The sequence below is a fragment of the Actinoallomurus spadix genome (genome assembly GCF_024055725.1).
Lineage (GTDB): Bacteria > Actinomycetota > Actinomycetes > Streptosporangiales > Streptosporangiaceae > Actinoallomurus > Actinoallomurus spadix.
This window is the reverse complement of record NZ_JAMXMX010000010.1, coordinates 58731-85362: the sequence shown is the minus strand read 5'-3', so window position 1 is coordinate 85362 and position 26632 is coordinate 58731. Positions and strand designations below refer to the sequence as shown.

Genomic DNA, 26632 nt, shown 5'->3' with positions numbered 1-26632 from the left:
CCATGGTCCCGATCCGTACGCTCACTCTCGGGGTGCCCGAGCCGCACCCGCTCGCCGCGGACGTCGTCGCGAAGGGCGCGGACGCGCTGCGCCGCGCGGAGGCGGTGTTCCGCGACGCCGGATACGAGGTGCAGACGCTGCGTCTGTCCACCCGCCCGGTGTTCGGCGACATGACGCCGACCGCCGCGTACGCGCGCGACCTGCAGGCCGCACTGGACGACGCCGGCCTGACGTACCTCTCGCTCGGCCCGGCGACGTCGGGGGTCGAGACGATCCCGGACCTGCTCATCGGCAACGACGCGCTGCACTGCACCGTCCGCCTCGACGGCAACACCGCGGCGGCCCGGCCCGCGGCCGAGGCGATGCTGCGGCTCGCGGACGAGACGGAGGAGGGCTTCGGCAACTTCCGGTTCGCCGCGCTGGCGTGCGTCCCGCCGGGCAGCCCATTCTTCCCCGCCGCCCACCACGAGGGCCCCGCGAACCTCACGGTCGGCCTGCAGGGCGCGAGCATCGCGGTCGGCGCGGCCAAAGAAGGACTGGACGGGCTGACCGAGCGCCTCGCCGCCGCCGTCACCGAGGAGGCCACGCCGGTCGTCCGGCTCGCCGAGCAGGTCGCGGCCGAACTGGGCGTGGCGTTCGGCGGGATCGACCTGTCGCCCGCCCCGAACGGGCCGGACTCCATCGGCGCGGCGTTCGAGGAGATCACCGGGGAGTTCGGCGCGCCCGGCACGCTCGCCGTCGCCGCCGCGCTCACCGCGGGCATCCGGAGCACGAGCCTGCCGACCTGCGGCTACAACGGGCTGATGCTGCCGGTGATGGAGGACGTCGTGCTCGCCCGGCGCTGGGAGGAGGGCCGGATCGGCCTGCACGACCTGCTGGCGTACTCCTCGGTCTGCGGCACCGGCCTGGACACCGTGCCGCTGCCCGGCGACAGCTCCGCCGACGCCATCGCGCGGCTGCTGCTGGACGTCACCGCCCTGGCCGTACGCCTGCGCAAGCCGCTGTCGGCGCGGCTGTTCCCGGTGCCGGGCACACGCGACGGCGACCGTACGGCGTTCACGTCCGAGTACCTGACGAACACCACCGTCAGGTGGTGACGCGCCGGATCGCCTCCAGGGTCGTCGCGACGTACGTCTCGGGGTCGGCGAGGAAGACGTCGTGGTCGTCGTCGATCTCGAGGACCTCGGCGTCCAGGCGGCGGGCCATCGCGTACTGATCATCGGGCGGCACCGCGCGGTCCCGCGTCGTCACGACCACGGCCGTGGGCAGCCCGGCGAGCTGAGGCGCGTGCCGCCGGAAGTCGAACTCGTACTCCGCCAGCATCGTGTCGATGATCGCGCGGGGGTGTGCCCGTACGAGCTCACGGCGCAGCCAGGGCCACAGCCGGGCCGTCTCCGCGCTGCGCTTGCGCGTGTCGCTGAAGTAGCGCAGCGGCGCCGTACGGCCGACGTCGAAGCGGGTCAGCGGCCGGAGCGCCTTCAGCAGGGGCCGGGTCACCCGGTCGGCGGGGCTGTCGAAGCGCAGGGCGGTGGACTGCAGCACCAGGCCGGCGACCCGGTCGGGGTGGCGGCGCGCGAGTTCGAGGGCGACCGGGCCGCCCAGGGAGTAGCCGCACACGACGACCTCGTCGATGCCGAGCGCGTCGAGCAGCGCGGCCTGGTCGTCCGCCGCGGCCTCGATGCGGAACCGCCCGGGCCGGTCCGGCCCGTGGCCGTGCCCGTGGTGGTCCATGGCCACCATGCCCTGGGACAGGTGCGGCATGAGGTGGCAGAAGTTCACGTCCGCGGTCAGCGCCCACCCGTGTAGGAGCAGGACGGGCGCGGGGCCCTCGACGACCCGCACGGTGACCTCGCCGCGCCGGGGCAGCGCGAGGACCCGTGCGGGCGGCAGATCGGGTTCGACGGCGCTCTCGCGGGTCCTGCCGACCGGGCGGACGAAGGCCAGTCCACGTCGGAGGTCAGCCTGCATCGAGCTCATGATCCGGAGTGTGGCACGGCCGGGCGCCGCCGAGGTATGAGACCGTCGTCACATTCGTGTACTCGGGGGTTGACTACGCTGAACACGATGGAACGCATCCTCGTCAGCTCCTGCCTGCTGGGCACGCCGGTCCGCTATGACGGCACCGGCAAGCGCAGCGACCACGCCGTCTTCGCGCGGTGGCGGGACGAGGGGCGGCTCGTGCCGGTCTGCCCGGAGGTGCGGGGCGGGCTGCCCGTGCCGCGACCGCCCGCCGAGATCCACGGCGGGCTCGGCGGGGACGTGCTCGACGGGCGGGCGCGGGTGCTGACCCCCGACGGCACGGACGTCACGGCCCACTTCCTCAAGGGTGCGCGGCACGCCCTCGACCAGGCCCGCGCGCACGGCGTGCGGATGGCGATCCTCAAGGAACGCAGCCCCTCGTGCGGCGTCGCGCGGATCTACGACGGCGGCTTCAGCGGCACGACCGTGCCTGGGGAGGGCGTCACGGCCGCCCTGCTGGAGCGCGGCGGGATCAGGGTCTTCGCCGAGGACGACCTCGACGTGGCGGCCGCCCACCTGGCCGCGCTGGAGCGCTGAACCCCCCGAGGCGCGAGCGTGTCCTCCTGCCGGACACTTGGCGTCAAACGCGATATGTCTTGACCTCTCTTCGAGTACGAGATATATCTTCTCTGAAACCGAGTTAAAAGTCCAAAGGAGAGATCATGACCGCGACCGACGAGTCCCGGGCGGGCGTCGGCACCCCGGCGGTGTACCGATGGCGGTGGGCCGCCCTGTTCGTCATCCTCGCCGCCGAGGTGATGGACATGCTCGACGCCATGATCACGAGCATCGCGGCGCCGTCGATCCGCGCCGACCTGGGCGGCAGCGCGAGCATCGTCCAGTGGCTCGGCGCCGCCTACACGCTGGCGATGGCGGTCGGCCTGATCACCGGCGGGCGGCTGGGCGACGTCGTCGGCCGCAAGCGGATGTTCGTGATCGGCGCGGTGGGCTTCACCGCCGGCTCCCTGCTGTGCGCCCTCGCGCAGTCACCGGAGACGCTGATCGCCTTCCGCGGCCTCCAGGGGCTCTTCGGAGCCGTCATGCTGCCGCAGGGGCTCGGCATGATCAAAGAGATGTTCTCCGAGGAGGAGATGAGCAAGGCGTTCGGGGCGTTCGGCCCGGTCATGGGCCTGTCCTCGGTCGGCGGCCCGATCCTCGCCGGCTGGCTCATCGACGCCGACCTCTTCGGCACCGGCTGGCGGATGATCTTCCTCATCAACCTGCCGCTCGGGCTGCTGGCCGTGCTCGGCGGGCTGCGGTTCCTGCCCGCCACCCGCTCCACGGAGGCGCCCCGGCTCGACCTCGCCGGCGTGGTGCTGGCCGCCCTCGCCTCACTGCTGCTGATCTACCCGCTGGTCCAGGGCCGTGAGCTCGGCTGGCCGACGTGGGCGTTCGCGATGATCGCCGCGGGCGTCGCCGTCTTCGGGCTCTTCGGCTGGTACGAGGCCCGCACGAAGCGCGCGGGCGGTGATCCGCTGGTCGTGCCCAGCCTGTTCCACAAGCGCGGCTACACGGGCGGCCTGATCGTCGGCACCGTGTTCTTCTCCGGCATGGCCGGGTTCTCGCTGGTCTTCAGCCTCTTCCTGCAGATCGGTCTCGGGTACTCCCCACTGCGGGCCGGGCTGGCGACGGTGCCGTGGTCGGCCGGCGTCGTCATCGGCTTCGGCGTCGCCCAGGCGGTCCAGCGGTACGGCCGCCGGGTGATCCACGGCGGGACGGTGGTGATGGCCCTCGGCGTCGCGGCCGTCGTCCTCACCCTCCACCTGGCCGGCACGGGCGTCGGCCCGTGGGACTTCGTGCCCGCGCTCACGCTCACCGGCACCGGTATGGGCGTGCTGATGGCACCGTTCTTCGACATCGTTCTGGCGGGAGTCGAGCCGCACGAGACCGGTTCGGCGTCCGGCACGCTCACCGCCGTGCAGCAGTTCGGCAGCGCGCTCGGGGTCGCCGTCCTCGGCACCATCTTCTTCGGGGTCCTCGGCGGGGAGATCGCGTCGGCCACGGACACGACGGCGCCGAAGACGCTCGCCGCGGCCGGAGTGTCCGGACCGGCACGGGACCGGCTCGTCGCCGGGCTGCGCGACTGCGGTCACGACCGGGCGGTGGCCAAGGACACCGAGACCGTCCCCGCGTCCTGCCTCCGCGCCGAGGGGGAGGTGCGCGCGGCGGGCGTCCCGGCCCAGCGGGCGGCCGCCGAGGCCGGCCGTACGGCGGTGAAGAGCGGGTTCGTCGCGACGATGAAGATCGTGCTCTGGGTCGAGGTGGGGCTCCTCGGCCTGACCTTCCTCGCGGCGTTCCTGCTCCCGAGGCGCGCTCGCGACCCGGAGTGAGACGCGCGGGTTCCTAACCCTCGAGCCTCCGGCGCCCCGTCTCGGCGTCGGAGGCTCGGCGCTGGACGCCGACCCCGCCCCAGAACGCGAAACCGGTAATGATGATCTTCGGCGCGCCGGCGGCGCCCACGCCGCTCGCGCGGTGGTCGAAGCCGCCCATGATGCCGATGCCGTTCACGTGCACCTCGGCGTCCTCGGGAACGAGGATCTCCACGCCGCCCATCACGGCGAACGCCCGGATGGTCACCACGGGCGTCTCGAACTTCGCATCCCGCAGGTCCAACTGCCCGCCGCCCCAGAACGCCACGGCGGTGAACTCCTCCGGGACGACCCACGCGCCCTTGCGCTGGAACCCGCTCATGATCCCGAACGCCGCACGGGAGACGGGTGTCCCGCCGAACCGGTCCCCGCGCGGCGCGGCGGCCGGCCGGGCCGCCGGTTCGGGCAGGTCATGGGTGATGGGCTCCAGATCGCCGTACGTCTTGGCGGCGTAGACTGCCGTGAGGCGCTCGTCGAGCTCCTCGAGGTCGAGCCGGCCCTCGCCCGCCGCCTCACGAAGGATCGCCGCGACCTGGTCGCGCTCGGCGTCGGAGATGCGCATCTCGCGCCGCTCCGGAAGATTCGTCATGGCGCCACCCTAGATCGCCCGCATCCGGGTGCGTAGGGTTGTTGCGCCGAACACCGCTGGGGGTGCTCATGAAGCCGCATCGAACCGCCGTCCTCGCGTCCCTCGCCCTCGCCGGCGGGACCGCGCTCACCGCACTGGCGCCCGCCGCGCAGGCCCAGACCTTCGACCCGTGCTCCGCCGCGAACCACGGCAGGCTCCGGTACACGACCGGGTCGGCCGCGCACGTCGTGTTCGCGATCTCCCCCTCGTACGCCTCGAACCACGTGGTGGTCAGCGAGTGCGCGAAGCACGGCAGATCGTGGAAGCGGATCAGCGTCACCACCGGACGCGCGGGAACCGGTGCCTTCGCCCGGCCGGGCGCCAAGCGCGAGGGCGACGGCGCGACCCCGACCGGCTCGTTCACGCTCACCGAGGCGTTCGGCCTCGGCAACTCGGGCACGAAGCTCAAGTACCGCACGCTGCGCGGCAGCGGCGACTGCTGGGGCGCCACCCCCGGTAAGAGCCACTACAACGATTACTACTCCGGCTCGTGCCGCTCGACCGACGAGAACCTCTCCGCCATCGCGCGGCGCGGCCCGTACCACCAGGCCGTCGTCATCGACTACAACCGGCCGAACGCCAAGCCCGGACTGGGGTCGGCGATCTTCTTCCACGTCGGCGGCGTCACCCCGACCGCCGGCTGCGTGTCGATCAAGGAGCCGGAGCTGCGCGCCGTCATGCGCACCCTCGTCCCGAACGACCGCATGATCATGGGCCCGAAGAGCGCGCTCTTCCGCTCCTAGACCTACGACCGGGCGTACGACCCACGACCGATGGCCCGGCGCCGTCCCCGCGTGCGTGAATGAGGCATGGACGAAACCCGGATGAAGGCCTACCTGGCCCGCATCGGCGCGGACGCGCCCGCGCGTCCCGACGACGGCGCACTCCGCGACCTGCACCTGCGGCACCTGCGCACCGTGCCGTTCGAGAACCTCGCCGTCCACCTGGGCGAGGACATCGTCCTCGACGAGGACGCCCTCGTCGCCAAGGTCGTCGACCGGCGGCGGGGCGGGTTCTGTTACGAGCTGAACGGGGCGTTCGGGGCGCTGCTGTCGGCGCTGGGCTACGACGTCACGCACCTCGCCGCCCGTGTCCTCGGCGACGACGACCCCGGCATCCCATACGACCACCTCGCCCTGCGGGTCGGACCGTGGCTGGTCGACGTCGGATTCGGCGACCACACCCACCACCCGCTGCGGATCGACGAGCGCGGCGACCAGGAGGACCCCGGGGGGATCTTCCGCATCGTCGAGACCGCCGACGGCGACCTCGACGTGCTGCGGGACGGACGGCCCGTCTACCGCCTGGAGACCCGTCCGCGCACGCTGCGGGACTTCGCCGCCGGCTGCTGGTGGCACCGCACGTCCCCCGGGTCCCACTTCACCGGGTCCCTCGTCTGCTCACTGCTCACCGAGACCGGCCGGATCACCCTGAGCGGCCGCACCCTCACCCGTACGGTCGACGGCGAGCGGCGGAAGGAGCGGCTCGGCGACGACGCACAGGTGCTCGCCGCCTACCGAGCCCACTTCGGCGTCGAACTGGACCGCGTCCCGGAGGTCCGTACGCCCTGAGCCCGCGCCCGGCCCGTTCGCCTCAGGCGCTCGTGGCATCGCGTTCGGCGGCGCGGATCAGGTGACGGGTCAGCGAACTCAGCAACAGCAGCAGCGCCCGCTGGACGACGCGGCACCGGTCGCCACGTCGCACGTCAGTGCCGAGGGTTCTGGTGCCGTGAGCATCGAAAACCCTCGGCACCGACGTGCGCGGCGTCGGCGCCTGTTCGACCATCACCTGCTGTAATCAGATCTGACCTGGCTTCGAACAGGATTGGATCCGTGACATGACCGTGCAGTGCGCCGACTGGCGTAAGTCGAGTCGTAGTGAAGCCAATGGGGCCTGTGTCGAGGTCGCCCGTCTCACCTACGGGACCATCGGCGTACCCGGCGACGGAGACCTCGGCGCCGTCAGCTGAAGGGGCGCTGGCGCAGGTAGACGGCCTGGAGCAGGCCGAGTGCGAGCATGTTGGCGAGTGTCGCCGACCCGCCGTAGGAGATGTACGGCAGTGGGACTCCGGTGATCGGCATGATGCCGAGCGTCATGCCGATGTTCTCGAAAGTCTGGAACGCCAGCCACGACACGACCCCGGTCGCCACGAGCATGCCGAAGCCGTTCGGGCAGAGGGCGGCGATGCGCAGGCCCCGCCACAGCACCACTCCGACGAGCACGACGATCAGCGCGGAGCCGAGGAAGCCGAGCTCCTCACCGGCGACCGTGAAGATGAAGTCGGTGTGCTGCTCGGGGACGAAGTGGCCGCCGGTCTGCTGGCCCCGGAACAATCCCTGACCGGCGAGCCCGCCCGATCCGACCGCGATGCGGGCCTGCGCCGCGTTGTATCCCGCGCCCCTCGGATCGGCCGAGGGATCGGCGAAGGCGATGAACCGGTTGATCTGGTACGGCTTCAGCAGGTGGAACTGCCAGGCGGCGATCCCGCCGCCGACCCCGCCGGCCACCAGGCTGAGCAGCCAGCGCTTCGACGCGCCGGAGATCGCGATCATCGCCAGGACGACGACGGCGAGGACCATGGTCGTCCCGAGGTCCGGCTGCATCATGATCAGGCCCGCGAGCAGCCCGGCGAGGGCGAGCGCGGCCACGATGTCGCGGGTGTCCGGCGCGGTCTGGGCGTCTCTCGGCTCGCCGAGTAGCACGGCGAGCACCACGACCAGGCCCACCTTGGCGAACTCCGCGGGCTGGAGCTGGAAGCCGCCGCCCAGCTCGATCCAGGAGTGATGCCCTTTGATGGTGGAGCCCAGCGGCGTGAGAACGAGGATCAGGCCGACGCAGGACGCGCCGTAGACGATCGGCGCGTACGCGCGGACGAGCCGGTAGTCCAGTGCCGCGACCAGCGCGGCCAGCCCGAAGCCCAGCCCCACCGTCAGCAGGTGCTTCTTGAGGAAGACCTGCGGATCCTGGCCGGTGTGCAGCAGGGCCGGCCGGGTCGCCGACCACACCAGGAGGGTCCCGATGAGCGTCAGCGTCATGACGGCGCCGAGCAGGACCCAGTCGAGCCGGCGCAGCGGTGACTCGTGGCCGGACCAGCGGCGCAGCAGCGAACGTCGCCGCGCCGTCCGTACGGTGTCGTGCGATCCGAACATGGCACCCCCCGAACCCGCCCCCCGACGGGTCCCGACCATCCCTCGCCGGGGTCGCGGCGCCGGCCGCGGACCCCGGCGATGGTGTGATCACATCGCAGCAGGTGATCGATCAGTCACTCTCCGAGCATACCCGGGGTGATGGGAACGTTCCTGAGGCGAGGAGCGGAGCGGTGGTGAGGGCGTCAGAGGGGGACGAACGCGCCCGTGTCCGGCCGGTATCTCCAGACCGCGCCCGTCTCGACGTCGTAGAACCAGCCGTGCAGCCGCAGTGTGCCGTCGGCCAGGCGCCGGGCCACCCACGGATAGCGGCGGAGCTTGTCGAGCTGGGCGATGAGGTGCGGCCGGCCCGGGTCCTCCTGCTCCTGCGCGCGGATCCCCCGCCAGCGGTGCGTGTGCAGCAGCCAGAATCTCGTCGTAGGGGCGTGGCGGAGCGCGCCGCCGCTCGTACGGGCGCGGACCGCGCCGCACCGGGTGTGACCGCACACGATCAGGTCACGGACGCCGAGGACCACCACGGCGTACTCCAGGGTCGCGGCCTCGGCGGTCAGCCGCCCCACCCGGTAGGGCGGGATGACGTTGCCGGCGGTGCGCAGCTCGAACAGGTCACCGGGCGTGGAACCGGTGAGCAGCGAGGGGACGACCCGGGCGTCGGAACAGGAGACGAAGATCGCCTGTGGGGTGTGGTCCGGCCGGAGCGGGGAGCGCAGCCCCCGGTGGGTCGCGACCTGCTGATGAAAGCTGCGGGCATGGTCGATCAGTGACTGCATGGGACGAAGTCCTTCGCGCTGGGGACGGGTGAGGTGAACCGGCGGTCCCGTCGCGCGCGGCATGTCCGCTTCGCGCGCGTGCGGGCGGGCCGCGGATCAGCAGCGGAAGACCTGCAGGGTCGCGGGTTCGGGCTGCGCGGCGTGCCGTGCCGGGCGGTCGGCCCGGCGGGGCGCCGTTCCGCGCGGGTCCGCACTCGGTCCGGCGGGCTGCGCGGTGGACGGGCGGAGGGGCTGCGCGCCGGGGCCGGAGGGCGGCGCGGGCGCCCGGTGCAGGACGGCGTCGCAGTGGCCCCAGGGTGTGGGCCGGCCGCCGTCACCCGGATCGTGGCGCAGCCGGTCCGTCGAGCGGGAGGCCGGGCATGGGGAGAGCGCCGGATGATCGGCCTGGATCGACGCCAGTACGGCCGCCGCATGGGCGCCGTGCGGGGCGGTGCCGTGCACGAGGATGACGACGGTCACGGCCAGCGCCCACAGGATGACGGCGGTCATGCGCGCCATCCGGATCGCACCGTCCCTCGCCCGCCGCCCCGAGGCCAACCCGGCTCCCATCGATGACAAAGAGTTGCCGCTTCATGACTCTATGTTGCCGGTGGGGGCTGCGCTACACGTCCGGGCAGGCAGAGGTGTCGGTCCCGCCACCCTCCGTGACGGCCTCCTGTCGTACGTACGGGTCGGGGACCGAGCCGTGTCCGGATCGGTCCCCGACGTCTCATCTCGAACGGTCCGGGCGGGGGCCGGGTGCGCCCCCGCCCGTGCTCAGCCGCCTTCGTGCCAGGTCATCTTGGCGCCGAGGTGACCGGTCCGTATCACCCAGATCGCCGAGACGACGGCGGCCACCACGGCGAGGGCCGCCACCACGGTGCCGAGCGCCGGACCGGCGAGGAAGCCCTCCGCCGTGTACGCGCGGTACCGCGCGAGGATGACGAGGACGACCAGGAGGACGACGAGGACGAGCACGAGCAGGCGCAGCTGCGAGCCCAGCTCGGCGTGGCGTTCCAGGAGGTTCCCCTCTCCGCCGCCCTGGCGCGGGCCGCCCGCGGGTCGGCCCGACGGCCGGCCGGCGCCGCCGCTGAGCGCCTTGAATCGCTTCATGCGCTCGTCCCGCAGTTTCTCGCCGGCGCCGGCGGTGAGGACGGTCGCCGCCATCGTCACGATGCCGAAGACGCCGGCCGCCAGGCCATACCGCACCCGCCAGACGGGGCGTACGGCCAGGGCGATGACGACGCCCGCCAGGATGGGGACGAGAACGACCGGGACGTGCAGGAACAGCGCGTGGGCGGGCAGGCCGAAGAGCGTGGTCAGCTCGAACGGAGCCACCGCGACGGCGACCACGACGGTCGCCGCCAGCAGGAGGACCGAGGGGTCCGATGGGAAGAACCGCCGTGCGGGCGGCTTCGCTGGAGTGTCGGATTCGGTCAGGGCCGTTGTCATGAGTCCAGAAGCTATGGGAGTTCGCGGAGCGGTGGCTGTGAGAAGGCTATGAATCGCCTCTGAAAGCATCCGGGCCCACCCGTGTCCTCCGTCACTCACCCGATGTGTCGCGTCTGCGGCGCAGTGTGGCGATCACGGCGCTAACGTGTCCTGATCGTGAAGTCACGGTGAACGCCGTGGTGGGCTGGAAGGGCGGGACGTGGCAGGTCGGACGAAGATCATCGGAGGGGTGCTCCTGCTGGCCGTCCTGGCGGCGCTGGGCCCGGCCGCCAAGACCGCCGCGCTGACCAACGCGGACCTCCGTCTCGACGAGCACCTCGCCGGCCTGCGGACTCCCGCCCTGACCCTCGTCGCCAAGGCGGCGACGCTGGTCGCGCAGGCCGCGGTCGGCGCCGTGATCGCTGTCGTCGTTCCGGCGATCCTCTGGCTCCTGCGGCGCCGCCGTGACGCGCTGCTGACCGCCTGCCTGATGATCGGCGCGCTCGGGATCGCGTACGTCGCGAAGACCCTGGTGGCCGAGCACCGCCCGCCGAAGCGGCTCTGGGTGATCCCGCCGGACAACGCGATGAGCTTCCCGAGCGGGCACGCCACCGTCGCCGCCGCGGTCGCCATCATCCTCGGCCTGCTCGTACGCGGGCGGCTGCGGCCGCTCGCGTTGACGGTGGGGGTGATGTTCGCGGGCGTCGTGGCGTTCGCCCGCATGTACCTCGGCGTGCACTACCTGCTCGACGTCGTTGGCGGCTGCCTCGCGGCGGTGAGCGCCGCGCTCCTGGTCTCGGGTTTCTACGACCTGCCCCGCATCCGTAGCGGACTGGAGGACGTGGGCACTCCCGCCGCCGGCCGGCACCACGCGGGCCGCGCGGCCCGGGTGCCCACGAACCGGCCTGGGTAAGAGTCTCCGGCATGTGGCCACAAAAGACGCGGAGGTGGATTCACCGGCGGTTCAGCCCGGACGGGCGTCTCGGCCTGAGACTGACACTGGCCGGGGCCGCGGTCTTCCTCCTCGCCGTGCCGTTCGTCGTCCTGCTGGCACTCGTCAACGCCCACTGGGCGCCCCTGCGGAACCTCGACGACACGGCGACGATCCACACCCACGGCTTCGTCGTCCGGCACCGGGCGCTCGTCGGCCCGCTGCGGGCCACCGCGTACGTCTTCCACCCGTGGGTGTTCCGGGTCATCCTCCTCGCGCTGGCGGCCTGGCTCCTCCACCGGGGCGCGCGGAGACTCGCCCTGTGGGTGACCACGAACGTGCTGGTCGCCGGGGCGGCGAGCGGGGCGCTCAAGGCGGCGGTCGGCCGGACCCGTCCCGTGCTGCCCAGCCCGATCGCGCACGCGGGCGGAGGGTCGTTCCCCTCGGGTCACGCGCTGATGACGGTCGTGGGCACCGTGACGATCGTGCTGGTGTTCCTCCCGCTCCTGCGCCGTGCCGGGCGCGCGGTGGCCTGGGCCGCCGTGGCCGTGCTCAGCGCCGCGTCCGGGCTGTTCCGCGTGCTGCTGGGCGTGCACTACCTCAGCGACGTCCTCGGCGGGTGGATCCTGGGCATCGCCATCGTCCTGGCCACCACCGCGGCGTTCGAGACGTGGCGGCGCGGCGAGGGCCGGCGTCCGGCCGACCCACTCCGCGAAGGCACCGAGCCCGAGGCCGAACCGCGGATCGCCGGTGACGACCACGCCGCCTGACTCGGGTTCCTGCCGCCTGACCGGGGTCCGCGGTCTTGGCTGAGAGTCCCGCCGCCTGACGTAGGCCCGCCGCCTGACGTGGGCCCGCGATCTGGCTGAGAGTCCCGCCGCTTGTTTTCCCGGCTGCTGACGGTGCCGTGACCGAGATCCGCGGCCTCACCCGGTGGCGACGCGCGAGCATGGAAGGCCGATGGAGCGGTCGCGCAGGCCGTCCGTACGACTCGGGTTCGAAGGAGGCCGGCCGGCCATGGGGGCGAGAACGCGAACCCGCCGGTGGCGCGCGGTCGCACCGGTGACCACCGTGGCCGTCCTCGCGTGGGTCACGCCCGGGGCGGCATTCGCCGCCGCGCCGCCCCGAGGACGGCCGATGCCGATTCCGCCGGTCCGGATCTCCGGTATCACGGCGGTCTCCGCGGGCGGCGACTTCGCGCTCGCGCTGCGAACCGACGGCACGGTCGTCGGCTGGGGCTCCGACCAGTTCGGCCAGTCCAGCCTCCCCCGCCGGCTCACGGGCATCATCGCGATCTCGGCCGGCAGCGACTTCGGCATCGCGCTGCGCTCGGACGGCACGGTGGTGGGCTGGGGGAACAACGAGTTCGGCAAGGCGACCCCGCCGCGCTGGCTGACCGGTGTCCGGGCGATCTCGGCCGGCGGCGTGTGGGCCGCGGCGGTCCGGTGGGACGGCACCGTCGTGGCCTGGGGGAACGATGAGTTCCGCGAGGTCAGCTCGGCGAACCGCCTCCGGGGGATCATTCTCGTCGCGGCCGCGGACAACTTCGGCCTGGCCTTGCGCTCCGACGGCACCGTGCTCGGCTTCGGCAACGACGAGTTCCGCAAGGCGAGCCCGCCGCGCTGGCTGACCGGGGTACAGGACGTGTCGACGGGTGACATCTTCGGCGTGGCCCTCCGGTGGGACGGCACGCTCGCCGCCTGGGGAGGCGATCGGTTCCGTGTCGTCAGCACGGCCGACCGGGTCTACGGGATACGCCAGGTCTCCGGCGGTGGCGGGTTCATCACCGCACTCCGGTGGGACGGCACCGTGATCGGCTGGGGGCGGGACGACTTCGGCCAGGCGAGCCCGCCGCCCTGGCTGCGCGGCATCATCGAGGTCTCCTCGGGCAACGACTTCGTGGTCGCCCTGCGGAGCGACGGCGTCGTCGTCGAGTGGGGCAACATCGGCGGACCGGCTGAGCCGGTCGATGTCGGCTCGGGCATGGGCGCGGCCGGCGGAGCGGGCGGAGCCGGTGGTGGAGCCGGCAGCGGCGGGTGAAAGCCGGTAGGTGAAAGCCGGCGGGTGGGAGCAAGCGGGCAACAGCCGGTGGGTGAAAGCCGGCGGCCCCATCGCCCCGGTGAGGGGCGAGGGGCCGCGACGCGTCGGGGTCGCTCAGTGCCCGGCTTCGGAGGCGACGCGCTGGATGGCGCGGACGGCGATCTCGGGCTGGTCGACGTAGATGTAGTGCTCGCTGTTGGTCGCGACGCTGTACTTGCTGTGCCGGGAGAGCGCGAGCCACTTGTGCGCGCCCTCGGTCCAGGCCTGCTCCAGGCGCGGGCCGTACTCGGGGACGGCGGCGAGGTAGGGCTTGCCGTGCTTGATCACCTGGACGGGGATGCGCCCGGCGGAGCGGACCTTCCCGTCGGGGGTCGCGAGCTTCTCCGGGTTGTCCCCGTGGAAGGTCGCGATGCTCTGCGCGCGCATCTCGCCGGCGGGGCCGGTGGCGTTGGCGGGGATCGTGTTGGTGAGGTCGGCTTCCATGGTGGGTGAGGTGGCGTCCATCAGGACCAGGCCCTTGACCTTGTCGCGGTGGTCGGGGGCGTACCGGCCGGCGATCAACCCGCCGAGGGAGTGCCCGGCCAGGACGACCGGGCGGTGACCGGCGACGCGCTCCAGCACCCCGGTCAGGATCTTTCCGGTGCTCGCGAAGCTCTGGGGGCCGTCCGGCTTGTCGCTGGCGCCCTCACCGAGCCGGTCGTAGGAGCAGACCCGGTTGTGGGCGCTCAAGGTCTTCTGCAGGGCGGCCATCTTGTCCAGGCCGTCGCCGAGCCCGGGCAGCAGGACGATGACCGGTCCGCGTTTCGCCAGGTCGCCCGAGCAGGACACGTTCACCGACTTGCCGTCGACCGTGATCTTCCCGGTGCCGGAGAACAGGCTGTGGTCGTCCTTGTGGTGGGAGAGCGGATTGGAGGCCGCGTCCGCGTCGGCCTTGCAGCCGGTGAGTGCCGCGCCGGCAACGGCGCAGGACAGGGCGATGACGGCGGATGCCTTGATATTGCGAAGCATTATGTCCTCCAATGAGCGATTCCGGCGGCGGGCGGAGCGCCGCGGCATGGGAAGAACGCTATTGATCCGACGGCCCCCGGGTCGTCACCGCACAGCGGACATTGCCGAGGCTCTTTTGTCCCCCGTGCGAGCGACAAACGAATGTCCACGGCGTGGTGACGATTCCAGGCGGCCGAATCCTTAGCGTCTTCACCATGCCGCGGCGCTCCGGTCGCGGGATTTCGTAAAGGAGTCCACATGCGACTGTTGAAGCAGCTCGTGCCCGTCGCGCTGGTCGCGATGGTCGGCGGTCAGGCCGCGGCCGCGGTCGATGGGAATGAGGTTCTCACCCTCATCATCGGTCTTGCGACGGCCGTGGTCACGGTGCTGGTGTATCGGTGGGCGGTGCGGTGGTCCGAGCGCCGCGCGCCGGCCGAACTGGCCGGGCAGGGCGCCGTCGCCGCCGTCGGCCGGGGGCTGCTGATCGGTGTGGCGATGTTCGCGGCGGTCATCGTCAACCTCGTCTTCCTGGGCGACTACCGGGTCGACCACGGGGGCTCGGTGCTGGGCGCGCTGGGGTTGTTCGGTTTCATGGCCGCCGCCGCCGTGACGGAGGAGCTGCTGTTCCGCGGCGTCCTGTTCCGTATCGTCGAGGGATGGATCGGCACCTGGTCGGCGCTGACGCTGACCGGCCTGCTGTTCGGCCTGTCGCACCTGTTCAACAAGGACGCGAGCCTGTGGGGTGCCATCGCCATCGCCATCGAGGCCGGCGGCATGCTCGCCGCCGCCTACGCCGCCACCCGCAACCTGTGGGTGACGATCGGTGTGCACTTCGGCTGGAACTTCGCCGAGGCCGGCATCTTCGGCACCGAGGTCTCCGGCAACGGCAACACGGAGGGGCTGCTGCACGGCGTCACGTCGGGCCCGTCCATCCTCACCGGCGGGAAGTTCGGCCCGGAGGCGAGCGTGTACTCGATCCTGTTCGGCGCGCTGCTGACGGTCGCGTTCATGTGGCTCGCCCACCGGCGCGGCAACCTGGTCCCCCTCCGGCGCTCCGCCCGGGCCGCCGCGACCGCTACGCTCGCCCAGTGATCGATTTCCGGCGGGTCCCGGATCTGTGGCGGCGGTTTGACGTCACGATCCGGGATCTCCCGTTCGCACTGCTGCTGATCATCGTGGCGTTGACGCCGGCGTTCCGGGACCAGCGGACCGAGATCGGTGGCCTGCCGACCCGTCCCTCCGACGCGCTGACCTTCGTCGTGATGGCCCTCGAGTGCCTCCCGCTCGCCGTACGCCGACGGTGGCCGGCCGTCTGTCTCACCCTCGTTTCGCTCGGCTTCGTCCTCGACCAGATCCTCGCCTACCACACGGCCGCGGGCACCGCCCTGGGCTTCGCGCTGATCAGCGCGGGCGTCCACCTGGAACGCAACCGGCGCGTCACCGTGGTCCTGCTCACCGTGGCGTACGTGCCGTTCTCGGTGGCGCTCGACCAGCTCGGCGGGCGCAAGGGACCCGGCGAGTACGTGACGTTCTACCTGGTACTGGCCGTCGCGTGGGGAGTCGGGGCCTGGCTGCGCTCCACCCGGGCCGCCGAGGCGGAACGCCGCAGCCGCGTCGCCGAGGCCACCCGCGCGGCCGAGCGGACCCGCATCGCCCGCGAACTCCACGACGTGGTGACGCACCACGTGACGGCGATGGTCGTACAGGCCGAGGCGGCGCGCTACCTGACCGCCGTCCCCGATCGTCTCGACGCGACCCTGAGCGCCGTCACCGACACCGGTCGGCGGGCCATCACCGACCTGCGGCACCTGCTCGACCTGCTCAACCCCGACCACGACACCGACGTCCAGATGCCGTCGGCCAGGGACCTCGAGGTCCTCGTGGAGCAGACGCGCCAGGCCGGGCAGCCGGTGGAGTTCACCCAGCAGGGCGACCTGCCGGAGGAGACGGGCAGCGCCGAGTTCGTGGCCTACCGGGTCGTGCAGGAGGCCCTGACGAACGCCCTCAAATACGCGCACGGCAGCCGCACCATGGTCTGTGCGCGCTATGGCAAAAGGGAGATCACAGTGGAGGTCGGCACCGACGGTTCCGGCTCGCGGATCGGCTCTCCCGGCGGGAGCGGCCGGGGTATCGCCGGGCTCCGCGAACGGGTCGACGCCCTGGGCGGCGAGTTCAGCGCGGGCCCGCGGGAGGGCGGGGGCTTCGTCGTGCGGGCCCGCATCCCCGCGGGGAGCGGGTCGTGAGCGCCCCGGTCCGGGTCCTGGTCTGCGACGACCAGGCGCTGATCCGGACGGGATTCTCGACGATCATCGATTCGCAGCCCGACCTCGAGGTGGTGGGTGAGTGCGGGGACGGGCGCGCCGCGGTGGACCTCGCCCACCGGCTGCGCCCGGACATGGTGGTGATGGACGTCCGGATGCCGGTGCTCGACGGCATCGAGGCGACCCGCCTGCTCGCGGGTCCCGGCGTGGAAGACCCGATCAAGGTGCTCGTGGTGACGACGTTCAACCTGGACGAGTACGTGTACGAGGCGCTGCGCGCCGGGGCGAGCGGGTTCCTGCTCAAGGACGCGCCGCCGGCGCAACTGCTGAGCGGCATCCGCACCGTCGCGACCGGTGCCGCGCTGCTGGCGCCCGAGGTGACGCGGCGGCTCGTCGGCAGGTACGCCGCGCGGATCCGTCCCGCCGAGGACAAGACGGGCGACGTCCCGCTGACCCCACGGGAGCTGGAGGTTCTGCGCCTCATCGCGAACGGACTGTCCAACAGCGAGATCGCCGCGACCCTGGTGATCAGCCAGGAGACCGTCAAGACGTACGTGTCGCGCATCCTCACCAAGCTCGACCTGCGGGACCGCGTGCAGGCGGTCGTCTACGCGTACCGTCGGGGCCTGGTGACCTGACACCGCCGGCGCGGCAGGTGCCGGCCCTCACCTCTGGTGGGGGCCGGCACCCGGTTCAGGAGATCTTCTCGACCGACGGGACGTGGGTGACCTGGTTCCAGGTGAACCGGTACTTCGTGCCGTCCGCCGGGACGCCGAGCTTGAGGTTCTCACCGCCCGCGGCCCCACCGGCGCCGTAGTTCTCGGTCCACGAGTCGTTGATCGCAATCTTCCACTCGTAGTCGCCGGCCGGCAGCGTGAAGGTGCCGTGCCACCGGCCGTCGGTGGTGTCGAACGCCAGCCGGCTGGCCGCGCAGGCCGGGTCCCAGTCACCGCCGCAACCGGCCTCCGACTGCAGCGACCCGACGAGCGTCACGTGGTCGCGGGCCGGTTTCGGCTCGGCGGTCGTCACCGTGATCGGTGCGCCGGCCACCGGCCGCGAGCCGCGCTCGAGGAGGGTCGCGCGGTACCGGACCCGCGTGCCCAGCGGCAGCTTCGACACGTCGTCCGTGACGGTGTACGCCGGGGAGGAGGTGTCCGTGCTGAGGTCCTCCCAGGGCCCGCCACCGACGCTGCGCTCGAACCGTACCGACTGCGCCGCCCGCTCGGGGTCGACGTTCGCCTGGACGGTGACCGGGTCGATGTTCGTGACGGTTCCGCCGTCCTTCGGGGCGGCCACGGTCACCGCCGGCGCCGGCACGGCCGTCGGCCGCTCCCGGCTCCACCGCGTGTGACCGGCGTTGTCGAGCACGACCGCGCGGTACCGCAGCGGGGTGCCGGTCCGGTAGCCGCTCGTGTCGTGGAACACCTGGTACGGGGCGGAGTCGTCGGTGCCGATCGACCGCCACGGGCCGCTGCCGGCCTTGACCTGGAAGGTGACCTCGTTGAAGGAGGACCCGGTGACGTTCGCGGCGACGTGCATGCGCCCGTGGGACGCCTCCGCCGGCGCGGGCGGGGCGAGGGTGATGGCGGGCGCGGCCGTGGACGTGGGGACGCGGCCGTCGGCGAGGTAGACGACCGCGGACAGGGGCGGCACGGTCACCTGCAGGGTCCGGTCGGCCTTGCTGCGCAGCGTCGCCGCGCCGGTGCCGTACACCTTCGTGAACCCGCCGTTCGCGACGTAGGTGGGGACGGCGGCCGACTGCGCCGACGTGCTGTTGTTCAGCGCGACGACGTACTCCCGCTGCTGTGTGCGGTCGGTGCGGGAGAACGCGAAGACGCCCGGCCCGTCCGAGGCGTACCGCACCTGCTCGGCGCCGTTCCGCAGGGCGGGATGCCGCTTGGTGACCGCCGCGAGTTCGCTGATCGTCCGGTAGAGCGGGTGGCTCCGGTCGAAGTGGTCGACCGCGTGCGTCGAGGAGGTCCCGAGCAGGTCGTCCTTGAGGTACTCCGGCACCTTGCTCGCGAACATCGTCTGGCGGGCCAACTGGTCCCCGCCCTTGCCCGTGAAGCCCTGCTCGTCCCCGTAGTAGACGACCGGGTTGCCGCGCGAGAAGTACATCAGCTCGTGCGCGAGCCGGTCCCTGGCCACGAGTTCGGTGTCGCCGGCGTTCGGGTTGTCGCTCGTCAGGAAGTAGCCGACGCGTCCCATGTCGTGGTTGCCGAGGAATGTCGGCAGCTCGTACACGTTGGAGTCCGCGTCGGTGTACCAGTCGTCGTTCGCGAAGAACCGCGCCAGCGCGGCGTTGCCCTGGCCCCGCGACGCGAAGCCGCGCGCGGCGTCCTGGAACGGGAAGTCCAGCACCGCCTGCATCTTGTCGTGCGTCGTGTAGTGCGAGGTGAGGCTCTTCGCCGCGTCGTCGCTGCCGTCGAGGGCCACCTCGCCGAACATGAAGAAGCCCGGCTTGCCGTGCTCCCGCGCGTACTTCACGATGCCCGGCCCGAACGTCTGCCAGAACTCGTCATTGACGTGCTTCATCGTGTCGATGCGGAAGCCGTCGATGCCGAAATCCTTGATCCACGTCTCGTAGACGTCCATGAACCCGCGGACGACGCGCGGGTTCTCGGTCATCAGGTCGTCGAGCCCGTAGAAGTCGCCGTACTGGGAGTCCTCGCCGGTGAAGGTCGTGTTGCCGCGGTTGTGGTACAGCGTGACGTCGTTGAGCCAGTCCGGCACCTTGAGGTGCTTCTCGCCGTCGTCGAGCACCGGGGTGTACGGGAAGGACGTGGCCGGGTCGAGCTTGGGAAAGGTCGAGGTCCCCGCGTAGTCGCGGTCGTCGAACGGCTTGCCGCCGGCGGTGCGGTACGGCTTGGCGTCCTTGGAGACGTACGCCGTGCGCGCGCCCTCCTTGTAGCCGATGACGTCGGCGGTGTGGTTGGTGATGATGTCGAAGTAGACCTTCATGCCCCGCTGGTGCGCGGCCTTGACCAGCGCCGCCAGGTCGGCGTTCGTGCCGAGGTGCGGGTCGATCTGGGTGAAGTCGGTGATCCAGTACCCGTGGTAGCCGGCGGAGGGGCCGTCCTCGAGCTGGACCGCCTTGTTCTTGAAGCTGGGGGTGAGCCAGATCGCGTTGGTCCCGAGCCCCTGGATGTAGTCGAGCTTCGCGGTGACGCCCTTGAGGTCACCGCCGTTGTAGAAGCCCTTGTTCGTCGGGTCGAAACCGGAGACCAGCGGGTCGTTCCCCAGGCCGCCGGTGTCGTTGGCCGTGTCGCCGTTCTTGAAGCGGTCGGCCATCACGAAGTAGAAGTTCTCGTTCGTCACCGGCCCGCGGAGCGAGTGCAGGGCACCGCCCCGGGGTCCGGAAGAGTCGGGTGCGGCGCTCGCCGGCCGGGCCGTGGACCAGGCTGCCACGCCGAGCGTGGCCGCCGCGGCGGCGAGGGCGGTGCGTACCGAGTTGCGCATCGTTGCGGACTCCTGGCTCGGGGGTGCCAAGACCGTAGTTCACCGACGTGCATGGAGAAAAGGTCCTTCAGGTCCCCGGAGCATCACGGCTCGCCCCGAACCCCGTGGGTCGGCCGGTTCTGCCGATGTCGTGCTTCGCGCTCGAGCTCCGCCGGCGTGATCCGCCCGGACGGATCCGGGTCCGTCCGGGGCGGGCCCGGCGGCGCTACGCGGGCCCGCTCACTGCGTCGCCGTGACGATGCAGCGCCGCAACTCCTCGACCGCCTCCGGAGGGCCCTCGACCGTCACGCCGCTCGCCTCGCCGGGGGACTCGCGGTTCCAGAGCCGGCGCAGCAGGGCCGCCGGCGGGCCGGTGATCGTCACGTCGCCCGCCTCCTCGTCCGTACCGTCCTCGACGGTGAACAGCCCCGGCCCCGTCCGCACGCGCCAGGCCGCGCCGTCGGTCCGCACGGTGTACGTCCAGCCGGGCGAGGCCGCCAGGATGCCGGTGAAGTCGTCGCTCCACCCGGCGACGGAGTACGCCACGAAGACCGTGAGGAGCTCGTCGACGCCGTCGACGGCGAGGTCCGCCGGAACGGGCGCGACCGGCAGCCCGGCCGCGAGCTCGGCGTCGACGCGGTGGATGACCGTCTCCTGCGCCATCCGCCGGATCCAGAACCGGACGGTCTGGTCCGGGCCGTACCAGGTGCCGGTCGGCTCCTCCGGGCGGCGCGCGGCGAACTCCGCCCGCAGGTCGGCGTACGTCCGGTCCAGCAGCGCGAGCGGCTCCTCGTCCGCGAGCGACTTCGGCGGCCACTCGTCGGGCTCACCGCCATCGCGCATGCCGAGGGTCTTGTGCAGATAGACCTGCCCGACGTGGCGGGCGAGGTCGGCATTGGCCCAGCCGGGGCAGGTCGGGACCGCCGCGCTCGGGTCGGCCGCCACGACGGCCCGCAGGCGGTCGAAGTCCGACGCGAGGCAGTCGAGGAATCGGGAGTACTCCATGCCGCACAGTCGAGCAGACGCGTACGACAACCGGCCGGTGGCCCCGAGACGAAGGCGTCGAGCGGTTCACTCGGGGCGCGTCGGCGCGTGCCCGGCGATGAGCCGCAGGAGCCGGATCACCGCGAGCGCCACCATGGGCAACGCGACGAGGGGCAGCCTCGTCACGTGCGTGAGCGGGGCTCCGTCGAGGTACCCCAGAGTGCCCAGTGCGTCACCGGATCCATGGTCGCTCAGCAGCACCGTCACCGCGGCCACCGCACCGGCCGCGCATCCGCCGTACCCGACCCGCGCGTCACGGGCGGCGAACGCCGTCAGCACCCCGGCGGCGGCGACGGCCAGCAACGCCATCTCCACGGCCCAGTGCAGCAGCCGGGGGCGCAGGACGATCCGGCCGGCCGGCGGCGGGTCGCCCGGCGAGACGCGCCAGGTGTACTCGAAGCCGGGCGGATGGGTCCGGGCGCCGAGCGACGTACGGACCAGAGGCGGCCGGATCCGCAGTGTGTAACCGGAGTACCCGGCGGCCTTCAGCACGGCGCCGGCGCCCTCGCCGGCCACGTCGAAGCCTGGACGCGGCCCCGGCCGGTACGCCCGCGGAACCTCCGTACGGGCGAACGTGACGGCGGTGCCCGGCCGTACGGTCGTCGGCCCGAGGGCCTTTCCCCGGAACAGCGCGGCGGCCACCCGCCGGCCCAGGTCCCGCAGGTCGCGGTCCGCGCGCATGCCGCCGCTCGCCCACAGATCGACCCGCCCGCCGCCGTCCGCCCGCAGGACGACGGTGACATGGGCCCCGGGTGCCGGACGCGGCCCGCCGGCTCCGCAGCCGACGGCGACGAGGAAGAGGAACACGACCGCTGCCGGCGCGGCCCATCGTCTCCATCCCATGGCGCCCTCCGTGGCCGACCCCGCGTTCTTCAGCGTGGCCGGTCCGGATAGCGGCGAGATCTCGTTCCGGCCGCAGCTCGACCGGACGGAGCCTGCGACACCATCACGCCGGACCCGTGTTTTCACGGCCATGGGGGCGTTCTCCGAGGTCAGCCCGCCTGGCCGCCTTCGGCCCATGAAAACCGCGATGGGTTCCGACGAGGGAAAGTAGCGTGAATGAGCACTCAAGGGGATCGGCGTCGCCGGTGTTCGCCCGAGGGCTCCGGGTCACGCCGATGCTCGATCAGGGCGATCGCGGTGGAGGGTGATGAAGGTGCGGTCTGTTCGGCTGATGACGGCGATGGCGCTGGCGGCGGGCTCGGTCACGGCCTCGGTGGCGGTCGCGCCACCCGCGCCGGCCGCTTCGGTCGCGTGGGACTCGCTCACCTTGAGCCTCTCGTCCCAGCGGATCGGCACCAGGACCGTGACGCTCACGTGCGAGCCGACCGGCGGGACACATCCCGCCGCCGCCGCGGCCTGCGCGGACCTGATCGCGGCGAACGGCGACATCTCGCGTATCCCGCCGTTCCGGGGCGGCGGCTGCGGCGGCGACTACGACCCGGCCGACGCGTCGGCGGTCGGGTACTGGCGCGGACTACCTGTCGCCTACGCGAACAGGTTCAGCAACCCCTGTGTCGCGATGCTCGTAACAGGTGGCAACGTCTTCCACTTCTCATGAGATTCTCACCTCCGTACGGCCGGCGTCCCCGCTGAGGATCCGGATCCCGTCCTCGATCCGGCCGGCCGGAACGCCGCGTCCGCGCTGACGACGATCTCTGAACAGGTCAGCGGCGCCGCCAGAGACTCCACCGGCTCCGCTTGGCAGGAGGCTCCGACGCGGCCGCGCCGGCCGGAACCCCGGTCAGGGGAGCGTTGCTGACGTAGACCAGGCGGAATTTGCCGATCTGGACCTCGTCGCCACTGGACAGCACCGTCTCGTCGACCCGCTCACGGTTGACGTAGGTGCCGTTGAGGCTGCCCGCGTCACGGATCGAGAACCGGCCGTCGCGCCGGAAGAACTCGACGTGCTTGCGGGACACGGTGACGTCGTCGAGGAAGATGTCGCTCTGCGGATGGCGGCCCGCGGTCGTGGTGTCGCGGTCGAGGAGGAACCTGCTGCCGGCGTTGGGTCCTCCCTTGACGAGGAGGAGCGCCGTGCCGGGCGGAAGCGCCTCAGCCCCTCCGTGATCGATCGGCGGCCCCTCGTCCTGTTCCGCCTCGACGGCCGCCTGGATCGCGCTCAGCGACATGGTGGACGTTGAGGCGCCCGGTTCGCTCGCGAACGGCGGGGCCTCCCCGGTGAGCGGGGTGCCACAACTCGAGCAGAAGCGGGCACCGTCCGGGTTGGTGTGGCCGCACCGCGCGCACTCAGCGTTCGGCATCGCCGGTTCCGCCTCCTATCTATGGTTCGGTCTCCCCATGCACCGTACGGCACGGATCTAAGAGATATGACGGTGTGGTGGCGCCTTCGCCGGAACCAGAGTGGATCAAGGAGGCGACCGCTGTCGTTGATGCCCGTTCTGCGGCATTCGACGCCACCCGAACGTAGCCGACCTCTCGGCGGGACGGCCCCAACATCGTGCGGCGATCCGTGGTGAGTTCGGCTGACACCGGCGGAGTCTCGCGGAAGGACGCGTGGGGTCAGGATCCCGGGAGCTTCCTGCCATGGCGAAGCCAGAGTTCCCTCAGCTCCGGTGACCTGCGAAGGAGCGTCCGGAACTGATAGGGGTGTTGTACGGCCAGCCGCTTGAGCTTCGCGTACGTCCACCATGGCTTCGGTTCCCTCGGCCGCTGTCGGTCCTGCGGGCCGGGCGGAGTCGGATTGCCGTTGTCGCCTGTGATGAAACGTGCGCGCTTGCGAGCTCCGTCCAGCTGACGCTCATCGCTGATCACGGCTTGATGATAAGTAGCCCTGCAGTGACGAGACCGCCGCGTGTGCGAGCCCATCGAGGCGGAGCGGCCGGCCGGGACGGTGCGGTGGGACGGCCCAGTGGTGGCGAGCACGATGCCTCACTCGCACGGCGATCGGGTGGACGTCACTCCGTGACGTCCACCCGGACTTCGCCGACCGTGCCGCGTTCCACCGTCTGGTGCGCGTCGGTGACTAACTCGATGCCGTGAAGACCACGTCGACCCAGTAGTTGGTGGCCTGGTAGGTGTTCGAGGGGAACGCGTTGGCGGCGCCGTAGGCGTACACGCCGTTCCCGCCGGAATTGGCGCTCGCCGGAGCGGACAAGGGACCGTTGGCATGAGGGTTCGTGAAGTACGGCCGTGACACGGAATAGTGACCCGACGGCGCGAAATAAGACGCGATGTACGTGGTGTTCGCCGTCACCGCCACCGGGGTGGAGAAGTTGACCTGCTGCCAGCCCGACACCGACTCGCCGGTGAAGGTCGCGTTTCCCAGGAGCGTGCCGTTCGTACTCCACAGACTTCCCACGTGCGTTCCCGTGTTGCCCGAACCCTTGTAGAACCGGATGCCCATCACGGTGCCACTCGCCGACGCCGTGAACTTCACGCCCAGCGTGACCGCCAACGGATCGTTGTGAGACGGGACGTCCGGAACGTCGGCACTCGACCATAGGCCGGTGGACACGACCTGGTTGATGGTGGGTGAGGTGCTGGGGGCCCAGTTGATGGGTTGTTCCGAGTTGAAGGTCGTTCCGCCGAGGTAGACGGCGGTGATGGAGTGCTGGGTGGCGGACAGGGTGGAGGTGGTGAAGGTGGCGGGTTGTGCGGTGCTGCGGAAGAAGGCGGTGCCGATCACGGTGTCACCGTCTTTGAAGGCGACGTTCCCTTGGGGGTTGAGGCTTCCGCTGGTGGGCTGGACGGTCGCGGTGAAGGTGATCGGTTCGCCCGCTCTTGCGGGGTTGTTGTTGGAGGTGAGGGTCGTGGTGGTCGGGCGGTCGTCGGGGACTTGGATGAGGGTGGGGGGCTGGCTGGTGGCACCGGTGATGGTCACGGCGTTGTTGAGGGTGAACAGGTGGCCGATCGGGTTGGCTCGGACGTTGACGTTGATGGCGTTGGCGGCGATGAGGACGCCGCGGAAAGTGGTGAAGGTGTCGAGCGTGGCGGAGTCGCTGATCACCCAGTAGAGGTTGTTGGCCTGGGCGCCTCCGGTCAGGGTGATGGTGCTGGACATGGCGGCGCTGAGGGTGGCGGCCTTGAAGACGAAAATGGCGTCGGGGTTGGCTTGGGCGTCCAGGGTGAGGACTCCGTTGATCTGGAAGTTGCCCGTGGTGGAGTTGTAGACGCCGGGGGTTCTGGTGGTGTTCCCCAGTTCTGCGGGCAAGGTGGCGTCCGGTGTTCTCGCCACCAGGTTGTTGTAGGCGGTCACGACGTCGGCCTTGGCGTTCGCCGCGGTGGAGTCGCCGGCGTGGATGGTGCCGGTGATGGTGCCGGGCGGGAATCCGATGACGGCGGCGCCGGGGCTCGTCCCGACGTCTCCGATGACCTGCGTGAGGTTGGTGTTGGTGACGTTCGAACCGGCCAGGACTGCGAACGGCGCCGCGGCGCCGATGCTCACCGGCTGCGCTTGAGCGCTTTCCTGTGTCATGACGATGGCACCCAACGAGAGAACGGCCGCCAGTGCGGCGGACAGCCAGGAATTCGACATGTGACGCAACTCCTCAAAGCCTCGTGCCGAAGCTCGCACAGCCACGATCAGGCGGGAAGGATCGCGCGAATGTCAGCACTCAGCTGTGAGCGGTCACGACATGCGACGATGTGTGCGCTTAGAACGGTAGCAAGTGCGCGTTTTATTCGATCAACGATGACTCCGGTTGATGGGATTTAGCGCGAACCTTACCCCGCCATGTCCATGCGCATTACTTGCCTGGAGGTCCTAACTCGATATCTTGATCAAAGTGCGTCGGCGGCGACTTCGCTCGACGTGGCGAATTGTGGGAAGTGGGCGACGAAAGCCACATATCGGCCGAATTCCGTTCGGTGCTCATCTCGGGCGTGACCGGCGTCGCACGCGTGTCCCCGCCGCTGAAGAAGGGAGATGCCGTGGCATTCACTGATCTTCGTACTTCGTTCGCATCGAGGGCGTGCCTCTCGTTGGTGGCGCCTCTGGCGGCCCTTCCCGTCACGGCGACGGCCGGCGGAACCCAGGGCGACGCCTACGCCGCCACGATCACCGACGCCACGAGCAGGCCCTCCACCGTCATCCGAGTCCCCGGCGATCGCCCGAGCACCACGACCCTCACCTCCAGCAACAACCCCGCGAGAACAGGCGAACCGATCACTTTCACCGCGACCGTCCAGTCCGTCGGCGGAACCCTCACCCCGCAAGGGAACGTCGCGTTCAAAGACGGTGACACCGTGATCGGCACCGCCTTCTTCCGCAGCACCGCACGACCCGCCACCTTCACCACCTCCGCCCTGTCCGCCGCCCGGCACTCCATCACCGCCGTCTACCTCGGCGGAACGACCTTCAACCAGGAAGAACCCATCAACTGGGCCCCCAGCACCTCACCCGCCATCGACCAAGTCGTCACCGGGCCCGTCTCCACGTGATCGGCGGCGACCCGCATCCGAGCGGACGAAGACCGTGGCGCAGGCGGCGCCTGAGGCTCTGGATCGCCTGCGCGAACAGCCTGGTCGTCCTGGTCTGCCTGCTCCAGGGCGTTTCCAGTCCTTCGCGCGCGTCCGTCGCCAAGCCCGCCGGCAGGCGCTCGGCTCCTGCCGCGCCATCCTCGAACG

General features: G+C 71.3%; 27 protein-coding genes. 14 read left to right on the top strand and 13 right to left on the bottom strand.

Annotated features, from left to right (window positions below; all coding sequences use genetic code 11):
• The first annotated feature begins 2 nt into the window (after positions 1 to 2).
• Positions 3 to 1097: a DUF711 family protein gene (locus tag NE235_RS16945; RefSeq protein ID WP_252803889.1), complete on the top strand. Its 1095-nt coding sequence runs from the start codon at positions 3 to 5 to the stop codon at positions 1095 to 1097.
• Here the strand turns inward: NE235_RS16945 and NE235_RS16940 are convergent.
• Positions 1087 to 1968, bottom strand: coding sequence for an alpha/beta fold hydrolase (locus NE235_RS16940; protein ID WP_252803887.1), 882 nt, complete (start codon positions 1966 to 1968; stop codon positions 1087 to 1089). The two genes, NE235_RS16945 and NE235_RS16940, sit on opposite strands and share 11 nt — an antisense overlap.
• Positions 1969 to 2064: 96 nt before the next feature.
• Here NE235_RS16940 and NE235_RS16935 point away from each other — a divergent pair, with 96 nt between their 5' ends.
• Complete coding sequence (locus NE235_RS16935; RefSeq protein ID WP_252803885.1) at positions 2065 to 2556, top strand: DUF523 domain-containing protein; 492 nt, start codon at positions 2065 to 2067, stop codon at positions 2554 to 2556.
• 125 nt (positions 2557 to 2681) lie between these two features.
• The gene (locus NE235_RS16930) at positions 2682 to 4349 is read left to right on the top strand and encodes an MFS transporter (protein ID WP_252803884.1); all 1668 of its coding nucleotides are present in this window, start codon (positions 2682 to 2684) and stop codon (positions 4347 to 4349) included.
• A 13-nt stretch (positions 4350 to 4362) separates the two neighbouring features.
• Here NE235_RS16930 and NE235_RS16925 read toward each other — a convergent pair whose 3' ends face one another.
• On the bottom strand, positions 4363 to 4977 hold the full coding sequence (locus NE235_RS16925) for a DUF1707 SHOCT-like domain-containing protein (RefSeq protein ID WP_252803882.1): 615 nt from the start codon (positions 4975 to 4977) through the stop codon (positions 4363 to 4365).
• Between the two features lie 68 nt (positions 4978 to 5045).
• Between NE235_RS16925 and NE235_RS16920 the strand changes: the two genes are divergently transcribed.
• Positions 5046 to 5759, top strand: a complete 714-nt coding sequence (locus tag NE235_RS16920) for a L,D-transpeptidase family protein (RefSeq protein WP_252803881.1) — start codon at positions 5046 to 5048, stop codon at positions 5757 to 5759.
• Between the two features lie 66 nt (positions 5760 to 5825).
• The gene (locus tag NE235_RS16915; RefSeq protein ID WP_252803880.1) at positions 5826 to 6587 is read left to right on the top strand and encodes an arylamine N-acetyltransferase family protein; all 762 of its coding nucleotides are present in this window, start codon (positions 5826 to 5828) and stop codon (positions 6585 to 6587) included.
• A 22-nt stretch (positions 6588 to 6609) separates the two neighbouring features.
• Here NE235_RS16915 and NE235_RS16910 read toward each other — a convergent pair whose 3' ends face one another.
• Positions 6610 to 6804 carry a hypothetical protein gene (locus tag NE235_RS16910; RefSeq protein WP_252803878.1) on the bottom strand — a complete coding sequence of 65 codons (195 nt, stop codon included), beginning with the start codon at positions 6802 to 6804 and terminating at the stop codon, positions 6610 to 6612.
• Positions 6805 to 6853: 49 nt separating this feature from the next.
• On the opposite strand from NE235_RS16910, the gene NE235_RS16905 reads away from it, so the two are divergent.
• Positions 6854 to 6985 carry a DUF397 domain-containing protein gene (locus tag NE235_RS16905; RefSeq protein WP_252803876.1) on the top strand — a complete coding sequence of 44 codons (132 nt, stop codon included), beginning with the start codon at positions 6854 to 6856 and terminating at the stop codon, positions 6983 to 6985.
• On the opposite strand, the gene rodA is transcribed toward NE235_RS16905, so the two are convergent.
• The 4 genes from rodA to NE235_RS16885 form a co-directional block, all read right to left on the bottom strand.
• Positions 6978 to 8165, bottom strand: a complete 1188-nt coding sequence (gene rodA, locus NE235_RS16900) for a rod shape-determining protein RodA (protein WP_252803872.1) — start codon at positions 8163 to 8165, stop codon at positions 6978 to 6980. The genes NE235_RS16905 and rodA overlap by 8 nt on opposite strands.
• Positions 8166 to 8347: 182 nt before the next feature.
• The gene (locus tag NE235_RS16895; RefSeq protein ID WP_252803870.1) at positions 8348 to 8932 is read right to left on the bottom strand and encodes a carbonic anhydrase; all 585 of its coding nucleotides are present in this window, start codon (positions 8930 to 8932) and stop codon (positions 8348 to 8350) included.
• Between the two features lie 96 nt (positions 8933 to 9028).
• The gene (locus NE235_RS16890; protein WP_252803868.1) at positions 9029 to 9421 is read right to left on the bottom strand and encodes a hypothetical protein; all 393 of its coding nucleotides are present in this window, start codon (positions 9419 to 9421) and stop codon (positions 9029 to 9031) included.
• Positions 9422 to 9688: 267 nt separating this feature from the next.
• Positions 9689 to 10363, bottom strand: coding sequence for a DUF2231 domain-containing protein (locus tag NE235_RS16885; protein WP_252803866.1), 675 nt, complete (start codon positions 10361 to 10363; stop codon positions 9689 to 9691).
• 199 nt (positions 10364 to 10562) lie between these two features.
• On the opposite strand from NE235_RS16885, the gene NE235_RS38205 reads away from it, so the two are divergent.
• From NE235_RS38205 to NE235_RS16870, 3 genes are all read left to right on the top strand, one after another.
• Positions 10563 to 11255, top strand: coding sequence for a phosphatase PAP2 family protein (locus tag NE235_RS38205; RefSeq protein ID WP_252803865.1), 693 nt, complete (start codon positions 10563 to 10565; stop codon positions 11253 to 11255).
• Between the two features lie 11 nt (positions 11256 to 11266).
• Complete coding sequence (locus NE235_RS16875) at positions 11267 to 12043, top strand: phosphatase PAP2 family protein (protein WP_252803862.1); 777 nt, start codon at positions 11267 to 11269, stop codon at positions 12041 to 12043.
• Between the two features lie 247 nt (positions 12044 to 12290).
• Complete coding sequence (locus tag NE235_RS16870; protein WP_252803860.1) at positions 12291 to 13313, top strand: RCC1 domain-containing protein; 1023 nt, start codon at positions 12291 to 12293, stop codon at positions 13311 to 13313.
• A gap of 114 nt (positions 13314 to 13427) precedes the next feature.
• Here NE235_RS16870 and NE235_RS16865 read toward each other — a convergent pair whose 3' ends face one another.
• Complete coding sequence (locus NE235_RS16865; RefSeq protein ID WP_252803857.1) at positions 13428 to 14321, bottom strand: alpha/beta fold hydrolase; 894 nt, start codon at positions 14319 to 14321, stop codon at positions 13428 to 13430.
• 237 nt (positions 14322 to 14558) lie between these two features.
• On the opposite strand from NE235_RS16865, the gene NE235_RS16860 reads away from it, so the two are divergent.
• The 3 genes from NE235_RS16860 to NE235_RS16850 are packed head-to-tail and all read left to right on the top strand — an operon-like array spanning position 14559 to position 17199.
• Entirely contained in the window at positions 14559 to 15392 is an 834-nt protein-coding gene (locus NE235_RS16860; protein ID WP_252803855.1) for a CPBP family intramembrane glutamic endopeptidase, read from the top strand.
• Positions 15389 to 16543: a sensor histidine kinase gene (locus NE235_RS16855; RefSeq protein ID WP_252803853.1), complete on the top strand. Its 1155-nt coding sequence runs from the start codon at positions 15389 to 15391 to the stop codon at positions 16541 to 16543. Before NE235_RS16860 ends, NE235_RS16855 begins: the two co-directional genes overlap by 4 nt.
• Positions 16540 to 17199: a response regulator gene (locus NE235_RS16850; protein WP_252803850.1), complete on the top strand. Its 660-nt coding sequence runs from the start codon at positions 16540 to 16542 to the stop codon at positions 17197 to 17199. Before NE235_RS16855 ends, NE235_RS16850 begins: the two co-directional genes overlap by 4 nt.
• A gap of 55 nt (positions 17200 to 17254) precedes the next feature.
• Here the strand turns inward: NE235_RS16850 and NE235_RS16845 are convergent, their stop codons facing one another.
• The 3 genes from NE235_RS16845 to NE235_RS16835 form a co-directional block, all read right to left on the bottom strand.
• The gene (locus NE235_RS16845) at positions 17255 to 20020 is read right to left on the bottom strand and encodes an alpha-amylase family glycosyl hydrolase (RefSeq protein ID WP_252803847.1); all 2766 of its coding nucleotides are present in this window, start codon (positions 20018 to 20020) and stop codon (positions 17255 to 17257) included.
• A 219-nt stretch (positions 20021 to 20239) separates the two neighbouring features.
• Positions 20240 to 21004 (bottom strand): maleylpyruvate isomerase family mycothiol-dependent enzyme, encoded by a 765-nt coding sequence (locus NE235_RS16840; RefSeq protein ID WP_252803845.1) that lies wholly within the window; start codon positions 21002 to 21004, stop codon positions 20240 to 20242.
• 66 nt (positions 21005 to 21070) lie between these two features.
• Positions 21071 to 21886, bottom strand: coding sequence for a hypothetical protein (locus NE235_RS16835; protein WP_252803843.1), 816 nt, complete (start codon positions 21884 to 21886; stop codon positions 21071 to 21073).
• A 313-nt stretch (positions 21887 to 22199) separates the two neighbouring features.
• On the opposite strand from NE235_RS16835, the gene NE235_RS16830 reads away from it, so the two are divergent.
• The gene (locus NE235_RS16830; protein ID WP_252803842.1) at positions 22200 to 22604 is read left to right on the top strand and encodes an SSI family serine proteinase inhibitor; all 405 of its coding nucleotides are present in this window, start codon (positions 22200 to 22202) and stop codon (positions 22602 to 22604) included.
• A gap of 106 nt (positions 22605 to 22710) precedes the next feature.
• On the opposite strand, the gene NE235_RS16825 is transcribed toward NE235_RS16830, so the two are convergent.
• Both NE235_RS16825 and NE235_RS16820 read right to left on the bottom strand, forming a co-directional pair.
• Positions 22711 to 23307: an FHA domain-containing protein gene (locus NE235_RS16825; RefSeq protein ID WP_252803841.1), complete on the bottom strand. Its 597-nt coding sequence runs from the start codon at positions 23305 to 23307 to the stop codon at positions 22711 to 22713.
• Between the two features lie 722 nt (positions 23308 to 24029).
• On the bottom strand, positions 24030 to 25541 hold the full coding sequence (locus NE235_RS16820) for a DUF4082 domain-containing protein (protein WP_252803840.1): 1512 nt from the start codon (positions 25539 to 25541) through the stop codon (positions 24030 to 24032).
• 449 nt (positions 25542 to 25990) lie between these two features.
• Between NE235_RS16820 and NE235_RS16815 the strand changes: the two genes are divergently transcribed.
• Positions 25991 to 26446: an Ig-like domain-containing protein gene (locus tag NE235_RS16815; protein WP_252803838.1), complete on the top strand. Its 456-nt coding sequence runs from the start codon at positions 25991 to 25993 to the stop codon at positions 26444 to 26446.
• Positions 26447 to 26632: the final 186 nt, after the last annotated feature.